This window comes from Gordonia alkanivorans NBRC 16433 (assembly GCF_000225505.1).
Classification (GTDB): domain Bacteria; phylum Actinomycetota; class Actinomycetes; order Mycobacteriales; family Mycobacteriaceae; genus Gordonia; species Gordonia alkanivorans.
In genome coordinates, this window is the sequence record NZ_BACI01000056.1 from 184,268 (window position 1) to 205,760 (window position 21,493).

The 21,493-nt window shown below is 67.2% G+C and carries 14 protein-coding genes and 1 pseudogene; 4 read left to right on the top strand and 11 right to left on the bottom strand.

Annotated elements, in window-relative coordinates; genetic code table 11:
* Positions 1-38: 38 nt before the first annotated feature.
* From rraA to lysX, 3 genes are read right to left on the bottom strand one after another with little or no spacing between them, the layout of a single operon-like run.
* Complete coding sequence (gene rraA, locus GOALK_RS10895; RefSeq protein ID WP_005200809.1) at positions 39-527, bottom strand: ribonuclease E activity regulator RraA; 489 nt, start codon at positions 525-527, stop codon at positions 39-41.
* A gap of 34 nt (positions 528-561) precedes the next feature.
* On the bottom strand, positions 562-1,479 hold the full coding sequence (locus tag GOALK_RS10900; protein WP_006358872.1) for an alpha/beta fold hydrolase: 918 nt from the start codon (positions 1,477-1,479) through the stop codon (positions 562-564).
* A 3-nt stretch (positions 1,480-1,482) separates the two neighbouring features.
* Positions 1,483-4,896, bottom strand: coding sequence for a bifunctional lysylphosphatidylglycerol synthetase/lysine--tRNA ligase LysX (gene lysX / locus GOALK_RS10905; RefSeq protein ID WP_040004124.1), 3,414 nt, complete (start codon positions 4,894-4,896; stop codon positions 1,483-1,485).
* A 142-nt stretch (positions 4,897-5,038) separates the two neighbouring features.
* On the opposite strand from lysX, the gene GOALK_RS10910 reads away from it, so the two are divergent.
* The gene (locus tag GOALK_RS10910) at positions 5,039-5,257 is read left to right on the top strand and encodes an RNA-binding S4 domain-containing protein (protein WP_006358874.1); all 219 of its coding nucleotides are present in this window, start codon (positions 5,039-5,041) and stop codon (positions 5,255-5,257) included.
* A 566-nt stretch (positions 5,258-5,823) separates the two neighbouring features.
* On the opposite strand, the gene GOALK_RS10915 is transcribed toward GOALK_RS10910, so the two are convergent.
* The 3 genes from GOALK_RS10915 to gltB all read right to left on the bottom strand — a co-directional run bounded on the left by GOALK_RS10915 (position 5,824) and on the right by gltB (position 12,875).
* Positions 5,824-6,711, bottom strand: coding sequence for a cutinase family protein (locus GOALK_RS10915; RefSeq protein WP_006358875.1), 888 nt, complete (start codon positions 6,709-6,711; stop codon positions 5,824-5,826).
* Positions 6,712-6,844: 133 nt separating this feature from the next.
* The gene (locus GOALK_RS10920; RefSeq protein WP_006358876.1) at positions 6,845-8,299 is read right to left on the bottom strand and encodes a glutamate synthase subunit beta; all 1,455 of its coding nucleotides are present in this window, start codon (positions 8,297-8,299) and stop codon (positions 6,845-6,847) included.
* Positions 8,292-12,875, bottom strand: coding sequence for a glutamate synthase large subunit (gene gltB / locus GOALK_RS10925; protein WP_006358877.1), 4,584 nt, complete (start codon positions 12,873-12,875; stop codon positions 8,292-8,294). Before gltB ends, GOALK_RS10920 begins: the two co-directional genes overlap by 8 nt.
* A 585-nt stretch (positions 12,876-13,460) precedes the next feature.
* Between gltB and GOALK_RS10930 the strand changes: the two genes are divergently transcribed.
* Positions 13,461-14,522 carry an alpha/beta hydrolase gene (locus tag GOALK_RS10930; protein ID WP_006358878.1) on the top strand — a complete coding sequence of 354 codons (1,062 nt, stop codon included), beginning with the start codon at positions 13,461-13,463 and terminating at the stop codon, positions 14,520-14,522.
* 227 nt (positions 14,523-14,749) lie between these two features.
* Here the strand turns inward: GOALK_RS10930 and GOALK_RS10935 are convergent, their stop codons facing one another.
* The 5 genes from GOALK_RS10935 to GOALK_RS10955 all read right to left on the bottom strand — a co-directional run bounded on the left by GOALK_RS10935 (position 14,750) and on the right by GOALK_RS10955 (position 20,194).
* Positions 14,750-15,412, bottom strand: coding sequence for an isochorismatase family protein (locus GOALK_RS10935; RefSeq protein WP_006358879.1), 663 nt, complete (start codon positions 15,410-15,412; stop codon positions 14,750-14,752).
* Positions 15,409-16,983, bottom strand: coding sequence for a sugar ABC transporter ATP-binding protein (locus GOALK_RS10940; protein WP_006358880.1), 1,575 nt, complete (start codon positions 16,981-16,983; stop codon positions 15,409-15,411). Before GOALK_RS10940 ends, GOALK_RS10935 begins: the two co-directional genes overlap by 4 nt.
* Positions 16,983-18,020, bottom strand: coding sequence for an ABC transporter permease (locus GOALK_RS10945; RefSeq protein ID WP_006358881.1), 1,038 nt, complete (start codon positions 18,018-18,020; stop codon positions 16,983-16,985). Before GOALK_RS10945 ends, GOALK_RS10940 begins: the two co-directional genes overlap by 1 nt.
* Before the next feature lie 46 nt (positions 18,021-18,066).
* Positions 18,067-19,290, bottom strand: a complete 1,224-nt coding sequence (locus GOALK_RS10950; RefSeq protein ID WP_006358882.1) for a CoA transferase — start codon at positions 19,288-19,290, stop codon at positions 18,067-18,069.
* Between the two features lie 208 nt (positions 19,291-19,498).
* The gene (locus GOALK_RS10955; protein WP_006358883.1) at positions 19,499-20,194 is read right to left on the bottom strand and encodes a GntR family transcriptional regulator; all 696 of its coding nucleotides are present in this window, start codon (positions 20,192-20,194) and stop codon (positions 19,499-19,501) included.
* A 239-nt stretch (positions 20,195-20,433) separates the two neighbouring features.
* Between GOALK_RS10955 and GOALK_RS10960 the strand changes: the two are divergent.
* Both GOALK_RS10960 and GOALK_RS24495 read left to right on the top strand, forming a co-directional pair.
* Positions 20,434-21,326 (top strand): annotated as a pseudogene (locus GOALK_RS10960) (hydroxymethylglutaryl-CoA lyase).
* Positions 21,327-21,357: 31 nt separating this feature from the next.
* On the top strand, positions 21,358-21,492 hold the full coding sequence (locus GOALK_RS24495; RefSeq protein WP_269724175.1) for a DUF4286 family protein: 135 nt from the start codon (positions 21,358-21,360) through the stop codon (positions 21,490-21,492).
* Position 21,493 lies beyond the last annotated feature (1 nt).

Sequence of the window (21,493 nt, forward strand, 5' to 3'; positions counted from 1 at the left end):
CTCGGGTCGTTACGATGGACGGTCGCGGACCGGCGCGATCAGCTCTCGGGACCGACGAGCACGATGCCGTCGTCGTCGGAGTAGACGATGTCGCCCGGGTTGAAGGTCTCGCCACCGATCGACAGCGGCACATCACGGTCGCCGGCGCCGGTCTTGGTGGACTTGCGGGGGTTGGTGCCCAGCGCCTTGACGCCGATCGCCATCCCGCCGATGGTCTTGGCGTCGCGGATGGCGCCGTTCACGATGATCCCCACCCAGCCGTTGGATCGGCCGAGTTCGGCGATGATGTCGCCGACCAGCGCGGTGTGCACCGACGCGTCGCCGTCGATGACCAGCACGCCGCCCGGGTTGGACTCGCTCAGGATGGACTTGAGCAGGGCATTGTCCTGGAAGCACTTGACGGTGGTGACGCGTCCGACGAACTCGCGGTTCCCGCCGTACTGCGTGAACTGGGTGTCGCAACTACGGACGTCGGCCCCGATCTCGTCGACGAGATCAGCCGTCGGGGTGAAGGTCAGCTCGCTCATGCCGACCAGTTTAGGTGTTACCGCAAGTTCCGGGTTACTCCCGGGTAGGTTCGGGTAGCCGTTCTCCCCCGAGACCGTCGATGATCTCCGCGACCTCGTCCGGGCGCTCCGAGACCAGGAAGTGCTTGGCCCGCGGCAGGACGACGACCTCATCGGCGCCGAGGATGTCCGAATAGCGCCGCTGCTTCCACTCCCATAACACCCGCCAGCCGCGCAGCGTCGACGAGGCGACCACGACGACGACGGGCACGCGGGGCATCGGGGCGGTTCGACGCAGGCCGCGCAGAGTCTTGTTCATCGAACCGAAGGCGGCGTTCTCGACGAGCATGGCCAGCAGGAACGGCGGCTGCCCGAAGATCCGGGCTCCCCAACGTCGTTGTTGTTCACCGCGACCCTCGGGAGGCGCCGGCACGACCCGCTTCCACACCTGCAGGCTCGGCCAGCGCTGGATACCGACGCGACTCGTCACCGCACGCGCCGCCCCCATCAGCCGGTGTGCGTTCCCGACCCGGAACGACAACGGCACCAGGCGCCACGGCACGAGCACATAGGAGCCGTCGAGCACGACCACGCCCGCAGTCCGGCCGGGATTCTGCCGGGCGAAGGCCTCCACATACAGCGATGCCAGCGAATGACCCACCACGACAACGGGTTCGGTCACACCGCGGGCATCGAGTACCGCGACCATCCGGTCGACCTCGCCGAGGAGGGTCGGAAGATGTTGCCGCCCGACCGGGCTCGACAACCCGTAACCCGGGCGGTCGTAGCGGATCACCCGCCACGACGCCGAGAGCCGGGCCACCAGCGGGTCGAGGTCGAACCAGTTGCTGCCCAGCGCCGCCATCAGAAGCAGCGGCGGCCCCGACCCCTCGTCGAGCACGTGCAGCCGATGATCCCCGACAGTGACGAACGTGCCCGGCGCTGCGGGTTCGTCACCGTCGGTGGGAGCCATGCGTCAGGCGTCCTGCGGTTTGGCCAGCGGGAAGGCCAGCGATTCGCGGATCGACTGACCGGTGATCAGCATGACCACGCGGTCGACGCCCACGCCCAGACCACCCGTGGGTGGCATCGCGTACTCGAGTGCCTGCAAGAAGTCCTCGTCGAGCTCCATCGCCTCCGGGTCGCCGCCGGCGGCCAGGATCGACTGCTCGGTGAGACGCTTGCGCTGTTCGACCGGATCGGTCAGCTCGGTGTACGCGGTGCCGAGCTCCACTCCCCACGCCACCAGATCCCAGCGCTCGGCGACGCCGGGCTTGCTGCGGTGTGCGCGGGTCAGCGGCGACGTCGACGTCGGGAAGTCGGTGTAGAACGTCGGGAACGTCGTGCGGTCCTCGCCGAGGTGTTCGTAGAGTTCGAGCACGACCTGTCCGGCGTCCCAGTCCGGGCGGTAGTTGATCTCGAGGCGATCGCACACCGCCCGGAGCTGCTCGACCGACGTCTCCGGCGTGATCTCCTCGCCCGCCCCCTCGGACACCACCTCGTGGACGGTCTTCACCGGCCACTCGCCCGAGATGTCCACGCGCTCTTCGTTTCCGTCGGCGTCGGTGCGGATGATCACCGGTTCGCCGTAGGCCGCCGTCGCCGCGTGCTGGATCATCTCGCGGGTGAGGTCCAGCATCTTGAGGTAGTCGCTGTGCGCCTCATAGGCTTCCAGGCTCGTGAACTCAGGGTTGTGGCTGAAGTCGACGCCCTCGTTGCGGAAGTTGCGTCCGATCTCGAAGACCTTCTCCACGCCGCCGACACACAGGCGCTTGAGGTAGAGCTCCGGCGCGATCCGGAGATAGAGGTCGAGGTTGTAGGCGTTGATGTGCGTCTGGAACGGTGTCGCGTTGGCGCCGCCGTGGATCTGCTGCAGGATCGGCGTCTCGACCTCGAGGAAACCTCGCGCGGCGAGGAAGTCGCGCAACGACTTCACCACCAGACTGCGGATCGCGAGGTTCTTCCGGCTCTCCTCGTTGATCGCGAGATCGACGTAGCGCTGACGCACGCGGGCCTCGGGATCGGTGAGGCCCGCCCACTTGTCCGGCAGTGGTCGCAGGCACTTGCCGTTGATCCGCCAGGCGTCGATCAGGATCGACAGTTCGCCCTTGCGACTGGTGCCGACGACACCGCGCACCTGGATCAGGTCACCGAGGTCGACGTCGGTACCGAAGTCGGGAGTGCCCGGGATGACCCGCGACTCCTCGACGAGGATCTGCACCTCGCCCGACCAGTCGTGCATGTCGGCGAACACCACCTTGCCGAAGTCACGCAGACGCGTGACGCGGCCGGCGACGGTGACGACGGTGCCCTCGGGTTCCGTCCGCGCCTGCGCGATGGTGTGCGTCGGCTGGTCGGCGGGCGGATAGGGATCGAAACCACGCTCGACGAGCCGGTCCATCTTGTCGAGTCGGACCCGCACCTGCTCGGGACGGTGCACGACGGCACCCTCGGGAGTTGCTGCCTCGGCTTCCAGCTCGGCGATCAGCGCGGGCGCGTCGACGCCGGCCGGAATCGACGGCTGGCCTTCGGAATAGTGCTTGGCCCGCCCGAACCTGGGCAGGGTGATGAACCCTTCGGTGACGATCGCGGCGAGTCCTACGCGCGGCAGGATGCGGTTGTCCTCGAAGCACAGGTACCGCGACTGCCAGTCCGGTAGGTACTTGGCGTTCGACTTGTACAGCGACTCCATCTGGAAGAACCGCGAGCCGAACATCAGTACGGAGTAGCCGGCACGCATGACCGGCCCCGCACCGATCTGCGGGCCCTGCTCGAAGAACGCGCGGAAGGCCGCGAAGTTGAGCGAGACCTCGGTGATGCCGAACTGTTCGGAGTTGCGGCACAATTCGGCCACCATCGTCTCGACGACGCCGTTCGGTCCCTGCCGATCGCGTCGCATCAGGTCCAGGGAGGCGCCGCGGCGACCCCAGGGGACGAACGAGAGCATGCCGACGACCTGCTCGTCCGGGGTGCCCTCGCCGACCACGGCCTCGACCAGCAGGCAGTCGTCGTCGGCGCGATCGCCGATGCGCGACAACGCCATTGCGAAACCGCGCTCCTCGTCGGTGTCGCGCCAGTCGTCGGCGCGGGCGACGACCTTCTCCATCTCGGCATCGCCGATGTCGCCGTGGCGTCGGATCCGGACGGTCACACCGGCTCGCCGGGTGCGGGTGACGGCCTGGCGCACGGCCTTCATCACCGGCCCGCTCAGGCTGAACTCACGGGTGTGCAGGATGGCTTCGTCACCGATGTTCAGCGAGATGAAGCCGGCGGCGTCGTAGGCCGCGGCGCCGCGTGAACTCGACCCGATGGAAGCCGGATGCCACCCGTATTTCTCACAGAGGGTGAGGAACTCCGTGATGGCGTCGGGCCACGACTCCGGATCGCCGATCGGGTCACCGCCGGCCATTCCGACGCCGACCTCGACCCGGTAGGTGATCGCCGCCCGGCCGTCGGGCGAGAACACGACCGCCTTGTCCCGACGGGTGGAGAAGTAGGCCAGCGAATCGTCGTCGTTGAAGCGGGTGATGAGCGCACGGATGAGCGCTTCGTCCTCCGCGGTCATCAACCAGCGCAGTCGTTGCGACCGGAACAGTACGACCGCCGCGGCGATCAGCGCGAGCGCACCGAACAGACCCAGCAGGCCGTTCACGAAGATCGGGGCGTGGCGACCGTCGAAGGACGCCTCCTGGTCGATCGCGCCGAAGGCGACCACACGGTTGAACGCGTACGGAAGGCGATCGCCGCGCGTCAGCGTGTGAGGGAAGGCCCAGACCAGCGCCCAGCCGAGCAATGTCGCGATGCCGAGACCGACGACCAGCGTGGCGATCGCCGCGGGAATCGCACCCCGGCGCACCCTGGTGTGGAACTGCCGGTAGGTCGCCACGAGGAAGACCAACGCGGCGAGGTCGATGACCAGGCCGATGTAGAGGTTCGTCCGATCCCACGACGTCACGTCGAGGTCGTCCTCGAGCGCCGGGATCAGATAGAGCACGTTGCCCACCATGAAGAGCACCAGATAGATCACGCTGATCCACCAGGCGATCCGCTTGCGTGCCGACAACGCGATCGCGATCAGCGCCAAGACGAAAGCCCACGCAAAACTCGTGTCGGGCAGCGTGATGACGTAGTCGTCGACGTAACGCCGAGGGTCGTGAATCAGACGACGAAAGGCCGGGAACAGGCTGGACAGCAACGCGATCGTCGCCAGGACACCGACGACGGTGCCCGCGATGTGCGGGGCGTTGCGGCCGAATCCGGTAGGGCGCCTGATCTTGTCGAGGAGGACGAGGGAGCGCCGGTCAGCCGCGGTGGGGGTCCGCCGGGGTGCCTCGGGATGTTCGTCGGGGCTGGACGGGTCGACCGGCGCAAGGGGGGTGTCGGTGGCCATGCGTCGACGGTAGTCGTCCGCACGGGTGCGACTCGGCACTCCACGCTGATTGGATCCTGCGGCGGCACATATCTGCATCGAGAAGCCGGTGCGGTCGTGCCGGTGTGGCCGACTCCGCCGTCACGGGGCATGATCTCAGACTGTGTACGACGTGACGATCCGCGACGACTCCATCCGCCTCGGCCAGTTCTTGAAACTGGCCAACCTCATCGAATCCGGCGCCGAGGCCAAGGAGGTCATCGCCGACGGTCTGGTGACCGTCAACGGTGAGGTCGAGATCAGGCGTGGTCGTCAGCTCACCCTCGGCGACGTGGTCGAGGTGGGCGGGATGAGTGTGCGGGTCGCCCGCGAAGAGGTGTGAGAATCCCCCGTTACCGAAACCCCCGGTGCCGATCCTCCCGGATCAGGAACTCACGCCGAAACGCCTGAGCTCGGCCGGCGTGATGAGGCGTTCCGCTTCGGCGGGAAAGGTCGACGTATGGACTCGGCGGCCGCCGAGTCGCCCCCCGGTGAGCGAATTGAGCAATGAGCCCCGGCGGGGCGATTGAAAGGTGTCAGCCAACTTCATGACCAATCACTTCCTGGTGCATTCACTTCGTTACAACGGACTCTGACTTTGATCTACTGTAGCGACAGTACTCATCTCTGTCTCCCGGGTTTTCCGTGGTTTGCACCACTCACCCCGAGCCCCGTCGACATGTGAGATTGCACGTCCCCGGTGTCCCGGAACCGTGACCGTCGTACCTGTCGACTAGATCGATCATGACACGCCGAGCGTTACGTCCCGGGTAGCGACGCGGCATCTACCAGCACCAATGCTACGCAGCGAACGCGGCGGCGTATGCCATCCACTCGGACCAATTCATCCTGGGGTTCTATCGCTCGAACCCGCAGCGCATGCGCGGTTCAAGCTGAGGAACGACCGGCTCAGGCCAGTCCGGCGAGGAAACGGTTGGCCCAGGTGACCGCGCTGACACCGGGCCTGACCTGGAAGTCGCCGTAGGTGCCGTGCGATCCCGACTGCAAGAACTTGTTGAACGAGATGATCTGGTCGCGCGCACGCTTGTTGCCGAGTTCCTGGACGATCGCGCCGGGCCCACCGAGGGTGAGCAGCTCACGAACGATCACCGCCGCCTCGGCCTGGTACTGGAGGATCTGGCTCGGCGTCGGGTCGCTGGTCTCGGCCAGGTATCCGGCGATGCGGGTGATGTAGAAGTCCCGCGGTGTGTTGCAGTACATGTCCGACGGCTCGCAGAGAGTGAACGCCCGCGGCAGGAGCCAGCCCATGCCGTCGATGCGGGGTCCGCCGCTGCCCTCACCGCGCAGGGCCGGACCGACGACGTTGTCCTTGCGGGATCGTCGGGGATCGGAGATCAGGACGACGCCGGCAACCTGACCCGGGCGGATCAAGGCGCGCCCGGTGCCGATCTCCGACGCGAGGTCACCCGCGGCGTCGGCGCCCTGGCTGTACCCGACGAGAGCGATCCGGGTGCCCGGGCACCGCGCCAGCATCTGCAGGGCGAGGCCGCGGGTGTTGGCGACGGCCTGGGCCTTCGACTTCCCGTAGATCGCCTTCTCCCACGGGAACGCGGTCGCGTCGTAACCGACGTACGGGACCTTGGTCTCCGGCCCCAGCCCGGAGGTGACCGCACCCAGGACACCCGGGCTCACGCCGTTGGACCAGGTTCCCGGAACGGCGAGGACGTAGATCTTCGGGCAACCGGCCGGTGCCGCGTCCGCACGCGGCGTGCTCAACCCGAACCCTCCCAATACGGCACACAGCAGAGTGCACATGATGGCGAGGATTCGACGCATGGGCTGCCCCTTCGACGGATGGATCGCGATAGGCCGAGTGTATGGCCACACCCCCCGGGTGTGTAGCCGAGAAAACGAAACTCCCGCCCACCTTCTCGGTGGGCGGGAGTTCTCGTTCGTGGTGGCCGGCAGGTCAGCGCTGCGCGACCTGGGTCGGCACGATCGGGGCCGGCAGATCCGACGCACCGGTGAGGTACTCGTCGGCGGCCGCGGCAGCCGAACGACCCTCGGCGATCGCCCAGACGATCAGCGACTGGCCACGGCCGGCGTCACCGGCGACGAACACGCCCGGCTGGCCGACAGCAGCGAAGCTGTTGTCGCGCTTGACGTTGCCGCGGGCGTCGTACTCGACACCCATCTTGTCGAGGAGATCCTCGCGCTCCGGGCCGACGAAGCCCATCGCCAGCAGGACCAGATCGGCCTCGAGCTCGAAGTCCGAGCCCTCGACCTTCTCGAAGCGTCCGTCACGCATGACCACCTCGTGGGCGCGGAGCCCGGTGACCTTGCCGTTCTCGCCGATGAACTCCTCGGTGTTGACCGAGAAGACGCGCTCGCCGCCCTCTTCGTGGGCCGACGACACGCGGTACATCAGCGGGTAGGTCGGCCACGGGGTCGACTCGGCGCGTTCGATCGGCGGCTTCGGCATGATCTCGAACTGGTGGACGATCTCGGCGCCCTGGCGCAGCGAGGTACCCAGGCAGTCGGCGCCGGTGTCGCCACCGCCGATGATGATGACCTTCTTGCCCTTGGCCGTGATCTGACCCTCGATGGTGTCGCCGAGCTGAACCCGGTTGGCCTGCGGCAGGAACTCCATTGCCTGGTGGATGCCGTCGAGCTCGCGGCCCGGGATCGGCAGGTCGCGGCCGATGGTCGAACCGTTGGCGAGGATGACCGCGTCGAAGTCGGCCCGCAGCTGCTCGACGGTGACGTCGACACCCACGTTGACGCCGGTGCGGAAGACGGTGCCCTCGGCCTCCATCTGCGCCAGTCGGCGGTCGATGTGGCGCTTCTCCATCTTGAACTCGGGGATGCCGTAGCGCAGCAGGCCGCCGATGCGGTCGGCCCGCTCGAACAGCGTCACGTCGTGTCCGGCACGCGTGAGCTGCTGTGCGGCAGCGAGTCCGGCGGGACCCGAACCGACGACGGCCACCGACTTGCCGGTCTTCTTCGACGGCAGGACCGGGGTGACCCAGCCGTTGTCGAAGGCGTTGTCGATGATCTCGACCTCGACCTGCTTGATGGTCACCGGCGGCTGGTTGATGCCGAGCACGCACGACGCCTCACAGGGTGCCGGGCACAGGCGACCGGTGAACTCCGGGAAGTTGTTGGTCGCGTGCAGACGCTCGATACCGTCGCGCCACTGGTCCTTGTAGACCAGGTCGTTCCATTCGGGGATCAGGTTGCCGAGCGGGCAGCCGTTGTGGCAGAACGGGATACCGCAGTCCATGCAACGGCTCGCCTGCGTCTTCAGGTGATCCTTGTCGAAGTCGGTGTAGACCTCATTCCAGTCGAGCAGTCGCAGCTCGACCGGACGACGGTCGGGCAGCTCCCGCTCGGGGTGCTTGAGGAATCCTCTGGGGTCAGCCACGTGCGGCCTCCATGATCGCTTCGTTCACGTCTCGCCCGGTCTTCTCCGCTTCGGAGATGGCCAACAGCACGCGCTTGTAGTCCCGCGGCATGACCTTGGCGAACTTGGTCTGGGCAGTGTCCCAATCGGCGAGCAGCGCTGCGGCGACCGGGGATTCGGTCTCGGCACGGTGTTCGTCGATGATGGCGGCGAGGAACTCGATGTCCTCGTCCTCGAGGGGCTCGAGGTCGACGAGCTCGGTGTTGAGGTTGTCGGCCAGCTTGGCGTCCGGGTCGTAGACGAACGCCATACCGCCCGACATGCCCGCCGCGAAGTTGCGCCCGGTCTCGCCGAGCACCACGACGCGTCCACCGGTCATGTACTCACAACCGTGGTCGCCCACACCCTCGACGACCGCCGTCGCACCCGAGTTACGGACGCAGAAGCGTTCGCCGACGATGCCGCGCAGGAAGATCTTGCCCGCGGTGGCACCGAAGCCGATCACGTTGCCGGCGATGATGTTGTCCTCGGCGACGAAGTCGGCCGGCGCGTTGCGCGCCGGACGGACCACCAGGCGACCGCCCGAGAGGCCCTTGCCGACGAAGTCGTTGGCGTCGCCCTCGAGGCGCAGGGTGATGCCCTTGGGGACGAATGCACCGAAGCTGTTGCCCGCCGATCCGGTGAAGTCGACGATGATCGTGCCGTCCGGCAGACCTTGTGCGCCATAGGTCTTGGTGACCTCGTGACCCAGCATGGTGCCGACGGTGCGATTCACGTTGGTGATCTTCGACGTGAACGACACCCGGGTGCCGTGGTCGATCGCGTCGCGGCTCTGTGCGATGAGCTGCTGGTCGAGCGCCTTCTCGAGCGCATGGTCCTGCACGCCCGAGCAGTACAGGTCCTGGTTCATGAACGGCGATTCCGGCATGGTCAGGATCGACGTCAGGTCGAGCTTGCCTGCCTTCTCCGACTTCCAGTGCGCCAGCGCCTTGGTGGTGTCGAGAGCCTCGACGTGACCCACGGCCTCCTGGAGCGTACGGAAACCGAGGCGTGCCAGCAGTTCCCGGACCTCTTCGGCGATGAACAGGAAGAAGTTCTCGACGAACTCCGGCTTGCCGGCGAAACGCTCACGCAGAAGCGGGTTCTGGGTGGCGATGCCCACCGGACAGGTGTCGAGGTGGCAGACGCGCATCATGACGCAGCCCGAGACGACGAGCGGCGCGGTCGCGAAACCGAACTCCTCACCACCGAGCAGGGCGGCGATCACGACGTCACGGCCGGTCTTCATCTGACCGTCGACCTGGACCACGATGCGATCGCGAAGACCGTTGAGCAGCAGCGTCTGCTGGGTCTCGGCGAGGCCGATCTCCCACGGCGCACCGGCGTGCTTGAGCGACGTCAGCGGCGACGCACCGGTACCACCGTCGTGACCCGAGATGAGCACGACGTCAGCGTGTGCCTTCGACACACCGGCGGCGACGGTGCCCACGCCGACCTCGCTGACGAGCTTCACGTGGATGCGCGCCTTGGGGTTCGCGTTCTTCAGGTCGTGGATCAGCTGGGCGAGATCCTCGATCGAGTAGATGTCGTGGTGCGGCGGCGGCGAGATGAGGCCGACGCCCGGCGTCGAACCGCGGACCTCGGCGACCCACGGGTACACCTTGTGCGGCGGGAGCTGGCCGCCCTCACCGGGCTTGGCGCCCTGCGCCATCTTGATCTGGATGTCGGTGCAGTTCGACAGGTAGTGCGAGGTGACACCGAAACGTCCCGACGCGACCTGCTTGATCGCGCTGCGCCGCCAGTCGCCGTTCTCGTCGTGGTGGAAACGACGCGGATCCTCGCCGCCCTCACCGGAGTTCGAGCGACCACCGAGACGGTTCATGGCGATGGCCAGCGTCTCGTGGGCCTCGGCGGAGATCGAACCGAAGCTCATCGCGCCGGTGGAGAACCGCTTGACGATCTCGCTGGCCGGCTCGACCTTCTCGATCGGGATCGGGTCGCGGTCACCGAAGTTGAAGTCGAAGAGGCCGCGCAGCGTACCGAGACGGGTCGACTGGTCGTCGACCAACTTCGTGTACTCCTTGAACACCCCGTACTGACCGGTGCGCGTGGAGTGCTGAAGCTTGAACACCGTGTCCGGGTTGAACAGGTGGTACTCACCCTCACGGCGCCACTGGTATTCACCGCCGACCTCCAGCTCGCGGTGTGCGCGCTCCGAGGGCCGGTCGCTGAAGGCCAGTGCATGCCGGGTGGCGACGTCGGCGGCGATCTCGTCGAGACCGATGCCGCCGAGCTGGCTGATCAGGCCGGTGAAGAACTCGTCGACGGTCGCCTGGGAGAGGCCGATGACCTGGAAGAGCTGTGCACCGGTGTACGAGGCGATGGTCGAGATGCCCATCTTGCTCATCACCTTGAGCACACCCTTGCTGGCGGCCTTGATGTAGTTCTTGCGTGCGGTGGCGAAGTCGATGTCGCCGAGCACGCCGCGCTCGACCATGTCCTCGATCGACTCGAAGGCCATGTACGGATTGACCGCGCCGGCGCCGAAGCCGACGAGTGCGGCGATGTGGTGGACCTCGCGGGCATCGCCGGACTCCACCACCAGGCCCACTCGGGTGCGCTTGCGCTCCCGGACCAGGTGATGGTGCACCGCCGCGGTCAGCAGCAGCGACGGGATCGGCGCGTTGGTCTCGTCCGACTCACGGTCGGAGAGCACCACGATGGTCACACCGTCGTCGATCGCGGCACTCACCTCGGCGCGAATCCGGTCCAGCGCGGCGCGCAAACCGGCGCCACCCTCGGCGACCGGGTACAGCCCGTGGATCTGCTTGCTGCGCAGGTCCGGGTAGCGGCCGTCCTCCTCGATCCGGACCAGCTTCGCCAGCGTGTCGTTGTCGATGGTCGGTTCGGGGATCTCGATCTTGCGGCAGGTGTTCGGACCGGGATGCAGGAGATCACCCTCGGAACCGATCGTGTCGCCGAGACCGGTCACCACCTCTTCGCGGATGGCGTCCAGCGGCGGGTTGGTGACCTGCGCGAAGAGCTGCTGGAAGTAGTCGAAGAGCATGCGCGGACGCTTGGACAGCACCGCGATCGGGGTGTCGGTGCCCATCGAACCGAGCGCCTCGGCCCCCGTCCTGGCCATCGGCGCGACGAGGAGGTTCAGCTCCTCGCTGGTGTAGCCGAAGACCTGCTGGCGCAACGCAACCCGCTCGTGAGCCATGTGCTCATGCGGCAGTGCCCGCACGTCGTTGACGTCGACGAGGTGCTCGTCGAGCCACTCCTGGTACGGGTGCTCGGCGGCCAGTTCGTCCTTGATCTCCTCGTCGTCGACGATGCGGCCTGCGGCGGTGTCCACGAGGAACATGCGGCCCGGCTGCAGACGCATCTTCTGCACGACGTCGGCGTGGTCGATGTCGAGGACACCGACCTCGGAGGCCATCACGACGAGATCGTCCTTGGTCACCCAGATACGGCTGGGGCGCAGGCCGTTTCGGTCGAGCACCGCTCCGACGACGGTGCCGTCGGTGAAGCACACCGACGCCGGGCCGTCCCACGGCTCCATCATCGTGGCGTGATAGCGGTAGAACGCCCGGTGCGCCGGTTTCATCGACTCGTGACGTTCCCAGGCCTCCGGGATCATCATCAGGACGGCGTGCGGCAGGCTGCGGCCGCCGAGGTGCAGGAGTTCGAGCACTTCGTCGAAACGTGCGGTGTCCGATGCGCCGGGGGTGCAGACCGGGAAGATCTTCGACGCCGCGTCGGCACCGAAGGCCTCGGTGTCGATGAGCGCCTCGCGGGCACGCATCCAGTTCTCGTTGCCCGTCACGGTGTTGATCTCGCCGTTGTGGGCGACGCGGCGGAACGGATGCGCGAGCGGCCACGACGGGAAGGTGTTGGTGGAGAAGCGCGAGTGGACGAGGCCCAGCGAGCTCTCGACGCGCGAGTCCTGCAAGTCGACGTAGAACTCCCGCAGCTGCGGCGTCGTGAGCATGCCCTTGTAGACGAAGGTGCGTCCCGACAGGGACGGGAAGTAGACGGTCTCGCGGCCGGGGCCGTCGGCGCCCGCGCCCTTGTTGCCGAGCTCGTACTGGACGCGCTTGCGCACGACGTACGCGCGACGCTCGAGTTCCATGCCCTCGGCGCCGCCGATGAAGACCTGGCGGAAGGTGGGCATCGCGTCCCGGGCGAGCGCACCGAGCGAGTTCTCGTTGGTGGGCACCTCGCGCCAGCCGAGCAGGGTCAGGCCCTCGGACTCGATGACCTTCTCGACGCCCGCGCAGGCGAGCCGCGCGTCTTCGGAGCCCTGCGGGAGGAATGCGATACCGGTCGCGTAGCTGCCCTCGGCGGGAAGCTCGAAGTCGACCGTCTCCCGCAGGAAGCGGTCGGGAACCTGGATCATGATCCCGGCACCGTCACCGGTGTTCGGTTCGGCACCCGCGGCACCGCGGTGCTCGAGGTTGACCAGGGCCATGATCGCCTTGTCGACGATGTCGCGACTGCGTCGTCCGTGCATGTCCACGACGAACGCCACGCCGCACGAATCGTGCTCGTTGCGTGGGTCGTAGAGACCGACCGGTCCCGGAGCCTGCTTCATATTCGCCTCACTTTGCGTGCGAAGGGTGCACGCACTAACCGTCGTCAATGTTTGGGGGCCACCCCGCCTGTATCACCGGCTCCGTTGCCGGCCTTCTCGCCTCGGACGTCACTGTCCGTCGCCGTGCGGACCTCGCTGTCCCCAACAGCGTCGTCGTCTGCCGCCCTCAAGGGGCTGACCTGGGGCAGAGCCGACAATCACATGGCGGTGGCCCCGTCAGCGCCGTTGCTGACGGATTCTCCCGGGCCGCGTCGTCGGGGCCCGAACACCCTGCTCATCTCGGCTTTACGCGCAGCACTACAAAGGGCGCCCGCGGCTGCCGTATGAGCATTGTGTGTCATTTTTCCACGTGGGGTGCCCACTATCGAAATCCGGCTACCACAACGACCCCGCTCCTGCACGTCAGAGGAGAAATCGGGCGTGTACGGACATCACCGCGACGTCCCTGCGAAGTGAGCTGTCGGCCTTCTGTAGGTAACGACACGGATCCATCGCGGCGGCCACTCGATCGCGGCGGGGTCGCGGTCCGGTGTCACCGCAGACGATCGCCGCGCATCGGACATCCGGTACCGATACCGTCGGGTGATGAGCGTCACTTCCATCACGGGCGGTGCCCCGACCCCGCCCGCGGACGACGAGAACCCCTTCGGCCGACTCGGTGTGAACCCGCACGGATCCCGTCGGTCACGTGCCGTCAACGCCTACCTCGCCCGCGTGACCTGGCCGATGATGCTCGCCGCGCGGCGAAGCCATCCGTGGGTGACGGCGCAGATGATCCAGCGGGCCCGCCCCGGACTCAACCTGACCATCGAACGGCTCAACCCGCCGCCGTCGGGGACGAGCGTCGTGCCGGTTCGCGAGACGTTCCGCGGAGGCCAGATCCGCGGTGAATGGGTGACGGGTCGTCGTGCCGCGGAGCCGCGACCGGGCAGCCGGGTCATCTACTACCTCCACGGCAGCGGATATGTGGTGTGTTCCCCGCGCACCCACCGCGGGCTCGTCGCGCGACTGGGCAATCTGACGGAGCTGTCGGCATTCAGCCTCGACTACCGGCTCGGTCCCGAACATCCGTGGCCCTGCGCGGGAAACGATGCGATCCGGGGCTACCGGTGGCTTCTCGCACAGGGTTATCGCGCCGAGGACATCGTGATCGCCGGCGACTCCGCCGGCGGACACCTCGCGCTCGACATCCTCGCCGTCAACCACGCGACCCGCACCCCGCAGCCCGGTTCGATGGTGCTCTTCTCCCCGCTCTACGACCCGACTTTCGATCTGGCGGTGGACAATCAGCGCAGCGGCGTCCACGACCCGATCATCAACGCGGTCACCGCGCGCAAGATCCTCCGTCTGTACACCCGGACCGCCGACCCCGACCATCCGCGCATGCGCATCCGTCTGACCCCGGGGATGACGCTTCCCAAGACGCTCATCCAGTACGGGGCCCTCGAGGTCATGGGTGCCGATGCCCGGGCCACCCACGCCGAGATCGTGGGTGCCGGTGGCGTTTCGGTGATCCAGGCGTGGCCGGACCAGGGGCATGTCTTCCAGCTGATGCCGCGGTTGTCCTTCGAGGCCCGCCAGGCCGTGGAGACCGCGGCCCGGTTCATCACGGTGACGGCACCCACTCGCACCGACTCCGCGAGCTGAGGCGCCGACCCGGAAAAGACACAACGGCCGGTGACGACATTGGGAGATCGTCACCGGCCGTGCGGTGTCCATCCGGACGAGGACCCACGAGGATCGCTCCACCACCGGGGGATGGTGGGCATGTATGGAGTGATCCTCGACCCGTCGACGTGATGGACACGCCCGGCGGCACCGTCGCGCCACGTGGGGGATCGTGCGCGGTGGCGCCGTCCGGGGCGCCTGGATGGTCAGTCCGTGAACGCCATTCGCGCGCACGCCGTGTCGAGATCGATGACGTCGGCGTACTTGGCGTCGAGGTCGAACAGATTCGCGTCGTGCACCGCGGGGTTGCGATCCCCACAGGCATCGGCGACGACCTTCGGGATGAACCCGTGCTGCATGGCGTCGGTGGCACTCGCACGCACACACCCCGAGGTCGAGACGCCGGCGACGAGCACCGAGTCGACGCCGTTGGCGACCAGTGTTGCCGCGACCGACGTGCCGAAGAACGCCGAGGCGTACTGCTTGACCACGACGACCTCGCCCGCTTGCGGACGCAGCGGCTCGACGAACTCACCCAGGCCGTCCGGATGACCGGCCTCGAGGACACCCAGTGCGGGCACCTTCCGGACGAAGACACCGCCGTCGGCGAGGCCGGGCGTGTACTCCACCCGCGTGTGGACGATCAGGATGCCCGCACGGCGAGCGGCCTCCAGGAGCGTGGCGCACCGGTCGACGACCTCCGGATCGGGAAGGCAGAACGGCGATCCCGGCCGGAAGTAGGCCTCGATCATGTCGATCATCAGCAGCGCGGGCCGGGAACCCCAGCCCAGCGCGCCACCGAATCCCGCCTTCGCGTAGTCGGCGGCGATGCCGTCCGCGTCGGTGACCGTGTTCCCGTGATCGCTCACGCGACGACCTCCACCTTCTGTTCGCACGCCTCCAGGAGAGCCTGCTCGCTGAGTTCGGCCCGCGGCAGTTCTGCCACGACCTCTCCATGGTGCAGGACGAGGACACGGTGGCAGATCGCCGCGAGTTGCTCGTGATCACCGGAGAACACCAGGACCGACGCACCGTCGGCGGCGAGGTCGGCGACCCGGTCCAACAGCTGACGTGACGCACCGGCGTCGACGCCCTGGGTGGGCTCGTCGAGCAGGAGCACGGTCGGGTCGAGGTGCAACCACTTGGACAACACGATCTTCTGCTGGTTGCCGCCGCTGAACTGGCGGATCGGCCAATGCGGTTGCGCCGGAACGGCACCGGATTCCTCGACGAGGTCGACCGCGGTCGACCGTTCCTTGCGCCAGTTGGTCGCGACACCGAACTTGGTGAACGAACCCAGGCTCGGCAGCGTGACGTTCTCGGCGGCGGATGCGTCGAGCCAGACTCCGTCGCGATGACGGTTGCCCGGGACCAACGCCAGGCCGGCGGCGATGGCGGCCCGGGGTCGGTTCGGTTCGACGGTGGTGCCGTCGACGGTGACCGTGCCCCCGGTGCGCGGCAGCTTGCCGGCCAGGACCAGCGGCAGTTCTTCGTGACCCATGCCGGCCAGGCCGGTGAACCCGACGATCTCGCCCTTCTCGACGGTGACCGAGAGATCCTTCACCACACCGCCACTCACGTTCTCCAGCACGAGCTGTGCAGGTGTGGCACCGGCGCGTTCCGGCGGATCCGGGTAGTAGTCCGTCAGCCGCCGTCCGAGGATGTCGGCGACCAGGTCCGAGCGGGTGAGTCCCGCGGTGGACCGGGTGAGAACCCGCTTGCCGTCACGCAGCACGGTGACGGAGTCGCAGTCGTCGAGCACCTCGCTGAGCCGGTGGCTGACGAAGATGACGCTCGAACCCAGTTCGGCGACACTGCGCATCATGGCGGTGACCTGTGCCGCCTCGCTGTGCGACAGCGACGCCGTCGGTTCGTCGAGAATGAACAGGTGACCTTCGTGCCCGTCACCGAGCGCGCGAACCGCTCGGACCAGACCGACGAGCGCACGCTGCGCAGGGCTGAGGTCGGCGACCAAGGTGTTGAGCGGCAGCTCGATGCCGAGACGTTCGGCGATCTCGCGGCAGGCCTTGGCCTCCTGGCGATCACGCACCCAGCCGAAGCCACGGGTGCCGTAACCGGTTGCGACGCCGATGTTCTCGAGCACCGTCATCTCCGGGGCGAGACCCAGGTCCTGATGGATGACGGCGATGCCGTGCTCGGCCGGGTTGCGCACCGGCAGGTCGAGCTCGCGACCGAACAGACGCACCCGACCGCTGTCCGGCCGGTAGTAACCGGCCAGGCACTTGATCATCGTCGACTTGCTACTGCCGTTCTGTCCGCACAGGGCGTGAACCTCGCCGCGCTTGACCTCCCAGTCGAGCGGGTGCAGCGCGTAGTTGCCGTCGAACTGCTTCGACAGACCCTCGATCTGCAGTGCGGGACCCGCGGTACCGCCCCCTCCCCGACCCGGGAGGGTGGCGGCCGCCGACTCCGGCGTCATCACGCGGCTCCGCGACGCTTGCCGACGAGCTTGGCGAGGGCGACGGCGATCATCAGTGCCAGACCGTTGAACAGCGGGCTGACCCACGATGCCGCGCCGGCCAGCTGGAGGCCGGTGATGCCGACGACCAGGAGGTAGACCGCGACGAGGGTGCCGATCGCGTTGAAGCGGCCGACGGTGATCGCGGTGGCACCGAGGAACGTCGCGGCGAACGGGGCCAGGAGGTACTGGCTGCCGATGCCGGGATCGATCGCGCCGAGGTTGCCGACCAGGATGATGCCGATCAGGGCACCGGCCACACCCGAGACCACGTAGGTGATCGTGCGGATACGTGCCACCGAGATACCCGCCAGCAGAGCGGCATCACGGTTGCCGCCGATGAACAGCATGTAGCGGCCCATCGGGGTGCGCTGGTACACGAACCACAGCACGGCCACGAGCAGCCAGCCGTACCAGGTGGTCATCGGCAGGCCCAGGAGCTTGGCCCGCGAGAGCTCCACGTAGAAGTCCGGGACGCCGGTGACGATCTTGGACCCCGTGATGGCGTATCCGATGCCCGAGAGGGCGGTGAACATGCCGAGTGTCGTGATGAACGAGTCCACCCCGACCTTCACGACCAGAAGGGCGTTGATCAGGCCGACGATGAGCCCGACCGCCAGAGCAGCCGGGATCACCGCGGCCGGCGAGTACCCGTTGGTCGACATGACCGCGACCACACACGCACTGGTGACCATGACGCCCGGGATGGCGAGGTCGAAGTCACCGGTCCGCAGCGCCAGGGTCGCGGCCAGCGCGAGGAGCAGGATGATCGCCTGCGAGTTGACCATCGCCGAGACGATGCCCGTCGACCGGAACTCGGGCAGGAAGACGGCGCGCAGCGCGAACGCGAGCACCAGGAGTCCTACCAGCGCATAGCGTTCCACGAACGATGTGCTCTGGCGGGCTCTTGTGGAGCCCGCCACCGATTCGGTCGGTGACTTCTGGATCGCCGGTGGGCGTGAGGGGGGCGCCGCAGCGGTGCCGAGGTCATTGCTCATGATGTCTCCGTGTGTGTGCCGCGGGCATGCTCAGCCCGCGCGCGGATCAGTTCTTGGACCAGGCCTCTTTGAACGAGTTCTGGAAATCCTTGTAATTGGGGTTCACCTCGGCGTTCGAGCCGCCGATGTTGGTCTCGTCCACCAGACGGGTGGGGATGACGATGCCCGAGGGCTGGGCGCCGGTGACCGCGCGCACCGCGTTGTCGACCATCACCCAGCCGAGCCACGCCTCCGGCGGGGCCGCCATGGTGACGTCCTGGCCCTTGCCCGAGCGGATCGAGTCGAGGCTGGTCGCGATGCCGTCGCGGCCGAGGATCTTGGCGTCGGGGTTGGTCATGGCGACGGTCGGCTCGACGAAGGTGACGCCCGAGTCCCAGTTGGTCATCACGTAGGTGGTGTCCGGGTTGCGCTTCATCGCCGTCTCGACCTTCTGGGGGAGGTCGGTCGCGGCGTTGGCCAGGTCGATCTCCTGGATGTCCAGCGAGCAGTCGTCCGGGCAGTTCTCGCGGTAGACCTTCTCGGCTCCATTGGCCATGTTCTGGTAGATCTCGATCGCGGTCGGCTGCGCGAAGAACGTCGACGCCGAGCAGTTGGAGTCGACCAGCGTCCATGCGGCGAGGGAGGCGCCGTCGGCGGTGTAGTCGGCGCTCACGTTCGCGAAGACGCCGTTGGCCAGCGGCGCCGATGCGTCACCCGACAGGGCGTTGATGACCGGGATGCCCGCGCGCGCAGCGTCGTTGAGCGAGCCGGACAGCATGGCCGGCTCGATGCCCAGCAGGACGATCGCGTCGGCCTTCTGTGCGATGGCCTGCGCCATGCCCTCGTTGAACTTGTTCGTCTGGCCCCGGCGAAGTTCTCGATGCGGAGGGTGGCGACGCTGTACGACTTCAGGTCGGGTGAGTCGTGCACCGCCTTGGTGAACGCGGCGCACTCCTCGGTCGAAGTTCTCGATGAGGATGTCGGCGGTCGCGATCAGGTCGCGGGCGATCTGCTGGCCTTCCGGGGTCCGCAGGTTGCAGGTCACCGACTTCTTGTTCCGGCCGACGACAGGCCACCAGAGTGACTGTCCCTGAGCGCTTTTGCGGCCCCACTGACGCATCGGGTCACCACGGCCCGGATCCTCCAGCTTGATGACCTCGGCGCCGAAATCGGCGAGCAGCTGGCCGCAGAACGGTCCGGCCAGGAGCTGGCCCATCTCGACGACGCGCAGATCGGACAGCGGTCCGACCTGGTCGTGCTCGGGGGCGGTCTGAATGGTCTCGTTGCTCATCTCGTACTTCCTGTTCGTTGGGAGTCCGATGCGCCGGGCCGGATGGATGTATGCGTCATCGCCACCACACGCAGGGGTTTGCGCGGGCGCTCGGGATGAAGAAGGGGTCACCGGGCCGTCGACGGCCCCTTTGTTCGCAAGCGGTATGTGGTCTGTCGGAGTGGGTTCCGGATGTTCTCCGGGTCGGTCTGGTTACGTCGGTGGGGCGTCAGGCGAGGATGGCGCCGATGCCGTCACGGGTGTTGTCTGTACCGATGGTCGGGTTGCTCATCGCGCCCAGCATCGCGGTGCGGGCGTTGTGCAGGTGGCAGCGCATGACCGCCTCCACCCAGTCGGAGTTGCCGGCCCGGACCGCCGCGACGATCTCGAAATGATGAGAAAGGCTGCGCGACAAGCTGTCCTCGGTGAAGTGCTGGTAGTTGCGGGTCGCCAAGGAGATGTGCCGGACCGACGTCAGCGTCGCCTCGAGCTGCAGACTCTCGGCCTTCTCGATCAACGTCGCATGGAACTTGCGGTTCAACCGGGCGATCTCGCTGAAGTCACGATCTCCACCGGGGCGGCCGTGCTCGTGCATACGAACGGCGAGTTCTTCGAGTTCGTCGATCTCGTCGTCGTTCAGCCGGCCCACCGCTTTGCCGGTGGCCACCGGCTCGAGAAGCAAACGGAGATCGAAGATCTCGTTCAGCCTGGCCTCCGACCAGGTCGCCACGCGGGCGCCCTTGTTCGGGGACATCTCGACCAGACCCTCGACGGCCAATCGCGACAGCGCTTCTCGCACCGGCGTACGACTGACCTCGAGGATCTCGGCCAGTTCGACCTCGGCGAGCCGATCACCCGGTTTCCATCGACCTTCGAGGATCTTCGCGCGGAGGAGATCCGTGGCGCGCTGTGATGCCTGAGACACTCTTACCTCCTAGATTGCATACATGTTAGCCCGGCGACAGTCGGCCTACAACCGAAAACTCGTTAATTACTGGAACTTCTTACGTAATGGACACATGACGTCCGTCCACTTGCATACATTCTGCGGCTGGGGGAACATCCGGGCATGGCAAACAACACGGCGTCCGAGCAGCCGGACACAGTCATGCCCCACACCCGTCCTCCGTAACCTCCTCGTCGGTCACGCCCGAGTCGGTCACGATCGTCGAGGTATCGCCGCGCGACGGCCTGCAGAACGAGGCGACGCTCCTGCCGACCGAGACCAAACTCGAACTCATCGATCATCTGGTGGCAGCGGGTCTCCGTCGAATCGAGGCGACGAGCTTCGTCCATCCCAAGCGGGTCCCGCAGATGGCCGATGCCGAGGCGGTCTCCGCTGCCCTGCCGCGCGGCGAGGTCTCCTGGATCGGATTGGTCCTGAACGAGCGCGGACTCGATCGCGCCATCGCGGCCGGTCTCGACGAGGTCAACATCGTGGTCGTCGCGTCGGACACCTTCAGCCGGCGCAACCAGGGAACCAGCACCGACGAGGGCGTCGACCTGTGGAATCGTCTCGCCAAGCGGGCATCGGATGCGGGCCTGAAGACCACCGTGACCATCGCCGCCGCCTTCGGCTGCCCGTTCGAGGGCGAGGTCCCCGTCGAGCGGGTGGCCGACCTGCTCCGACGGTGCAGCGATGTACAGCCCGATGAGATCGCCCTGGCCGACACGATCGGCGTCGGAGTTCCGGCACAGGTCGTCGCACTGGCCGACGCAGCCCGCCGGGAAGCCCCCGGGATGCCGCTGCGCTGGCACTTCCACAACACACGGAACACCGGCTATGCCAACGCTCTCACTGCGCTGCAGCTCGGGGCGTCGGCCCTCGACGCGAGCCTCGGCGGTATCGGGGATGCCCGTTCGCCCCGGCCGCGACGGGCAACATCGCCACCGAGGACCTCTGGTACCTCCTCGACCGCAGCGGATGCGACACCGGCGTCGACCCGTCCGTACTCATCGACGGCGCCCGCCGGCTCGGCGAGATGCTCGGGACGACGGTGCCGGGCCAGCTGTCCCGCGCGGGCCTGTTTCCCCCGGCCGAACTCCCGTCCGCCTGATCAGATCCCGGTTCGAGAAAGCGGAAAGACCATGGCACGAGGCCTCTACATCGCCTTCACCCATCCGCGTGACGAGTCCGTCGAGGACGAGTTCAACGAGTGGTACACCACCCATCACCTTCCGGAAATACTTGCAACGGAGGGCGTCACGAGCGCGGTGCGATAGA

Coding starts and splice junctions, on each gene's coding strand:
- GOALK_RS10945 (WP_006358881.1), bottom strand. CDS start 18,020: ATGAGCAATGACCTCGGCACCGCTGCGGCGCCCCCCTCACGCCCACCG.
- GOALK_RS10900 (WP_006358872.1), bottom strand. CDS start 1,479: ATGGCTCCCACCGACGGTGACGAACCCGCAGCGCCGGGCACGTTCGTC.
- GOALK_RS10915 (WP_006358875.1), bottom strand. CDS start 6,711: ATGCGTCGAATCCTCGCCATCATGTGCACTCTGCTGTGTGCCGTATTG.
- GOALK_RS10930 (WP_006358878.1), top strand. CDS start 13,461: ATGAGCGTCACTTCCATCACGGGCGGTGCCCCGACCCCGCCCGCGGAC.
- GOALK_RS10940 (WP_006358880.1), bottom strand. CDS start 16,983: ATGACGCCGGAGTCGGCGGCCGCCACCCTCCCGGGTCGGGGAGGGGGC.
- lysX (WP_040004124.1), bottom strand. CDS start 4,896: ATGGCCACCGACACCCCCCTTGCGCCGGTCGACCCGTCCAGCCCCGAC.
- rraA (WP_005200809.1), bottom strand. CDS start 527: ATGAGCGAGCTGACCTTCACCCCGACGGCTGATCTCGTCGACGAGATC.
- GOALK_RS10950 (WP_006358882.1), bottom strand. CDS start 19,290: ATGAGCAACGAGACCATTCAGACCGCCCCCGAGCACGACCAGGTCGGA.
- GOALK_RS24495 (WP_269724175.1), top strand. CDS start 21,358: ATGGCACGAGGCCTCTACATCGCCTTCACCCATCCGCGTGACGAGTCC.
- gltB (WP_006358877.1), bottom strand. CDS start 12,875: ATGAAGCAGGCTCCGGGACCGGTCGGTCTCTACGACCCACGCAACGAG.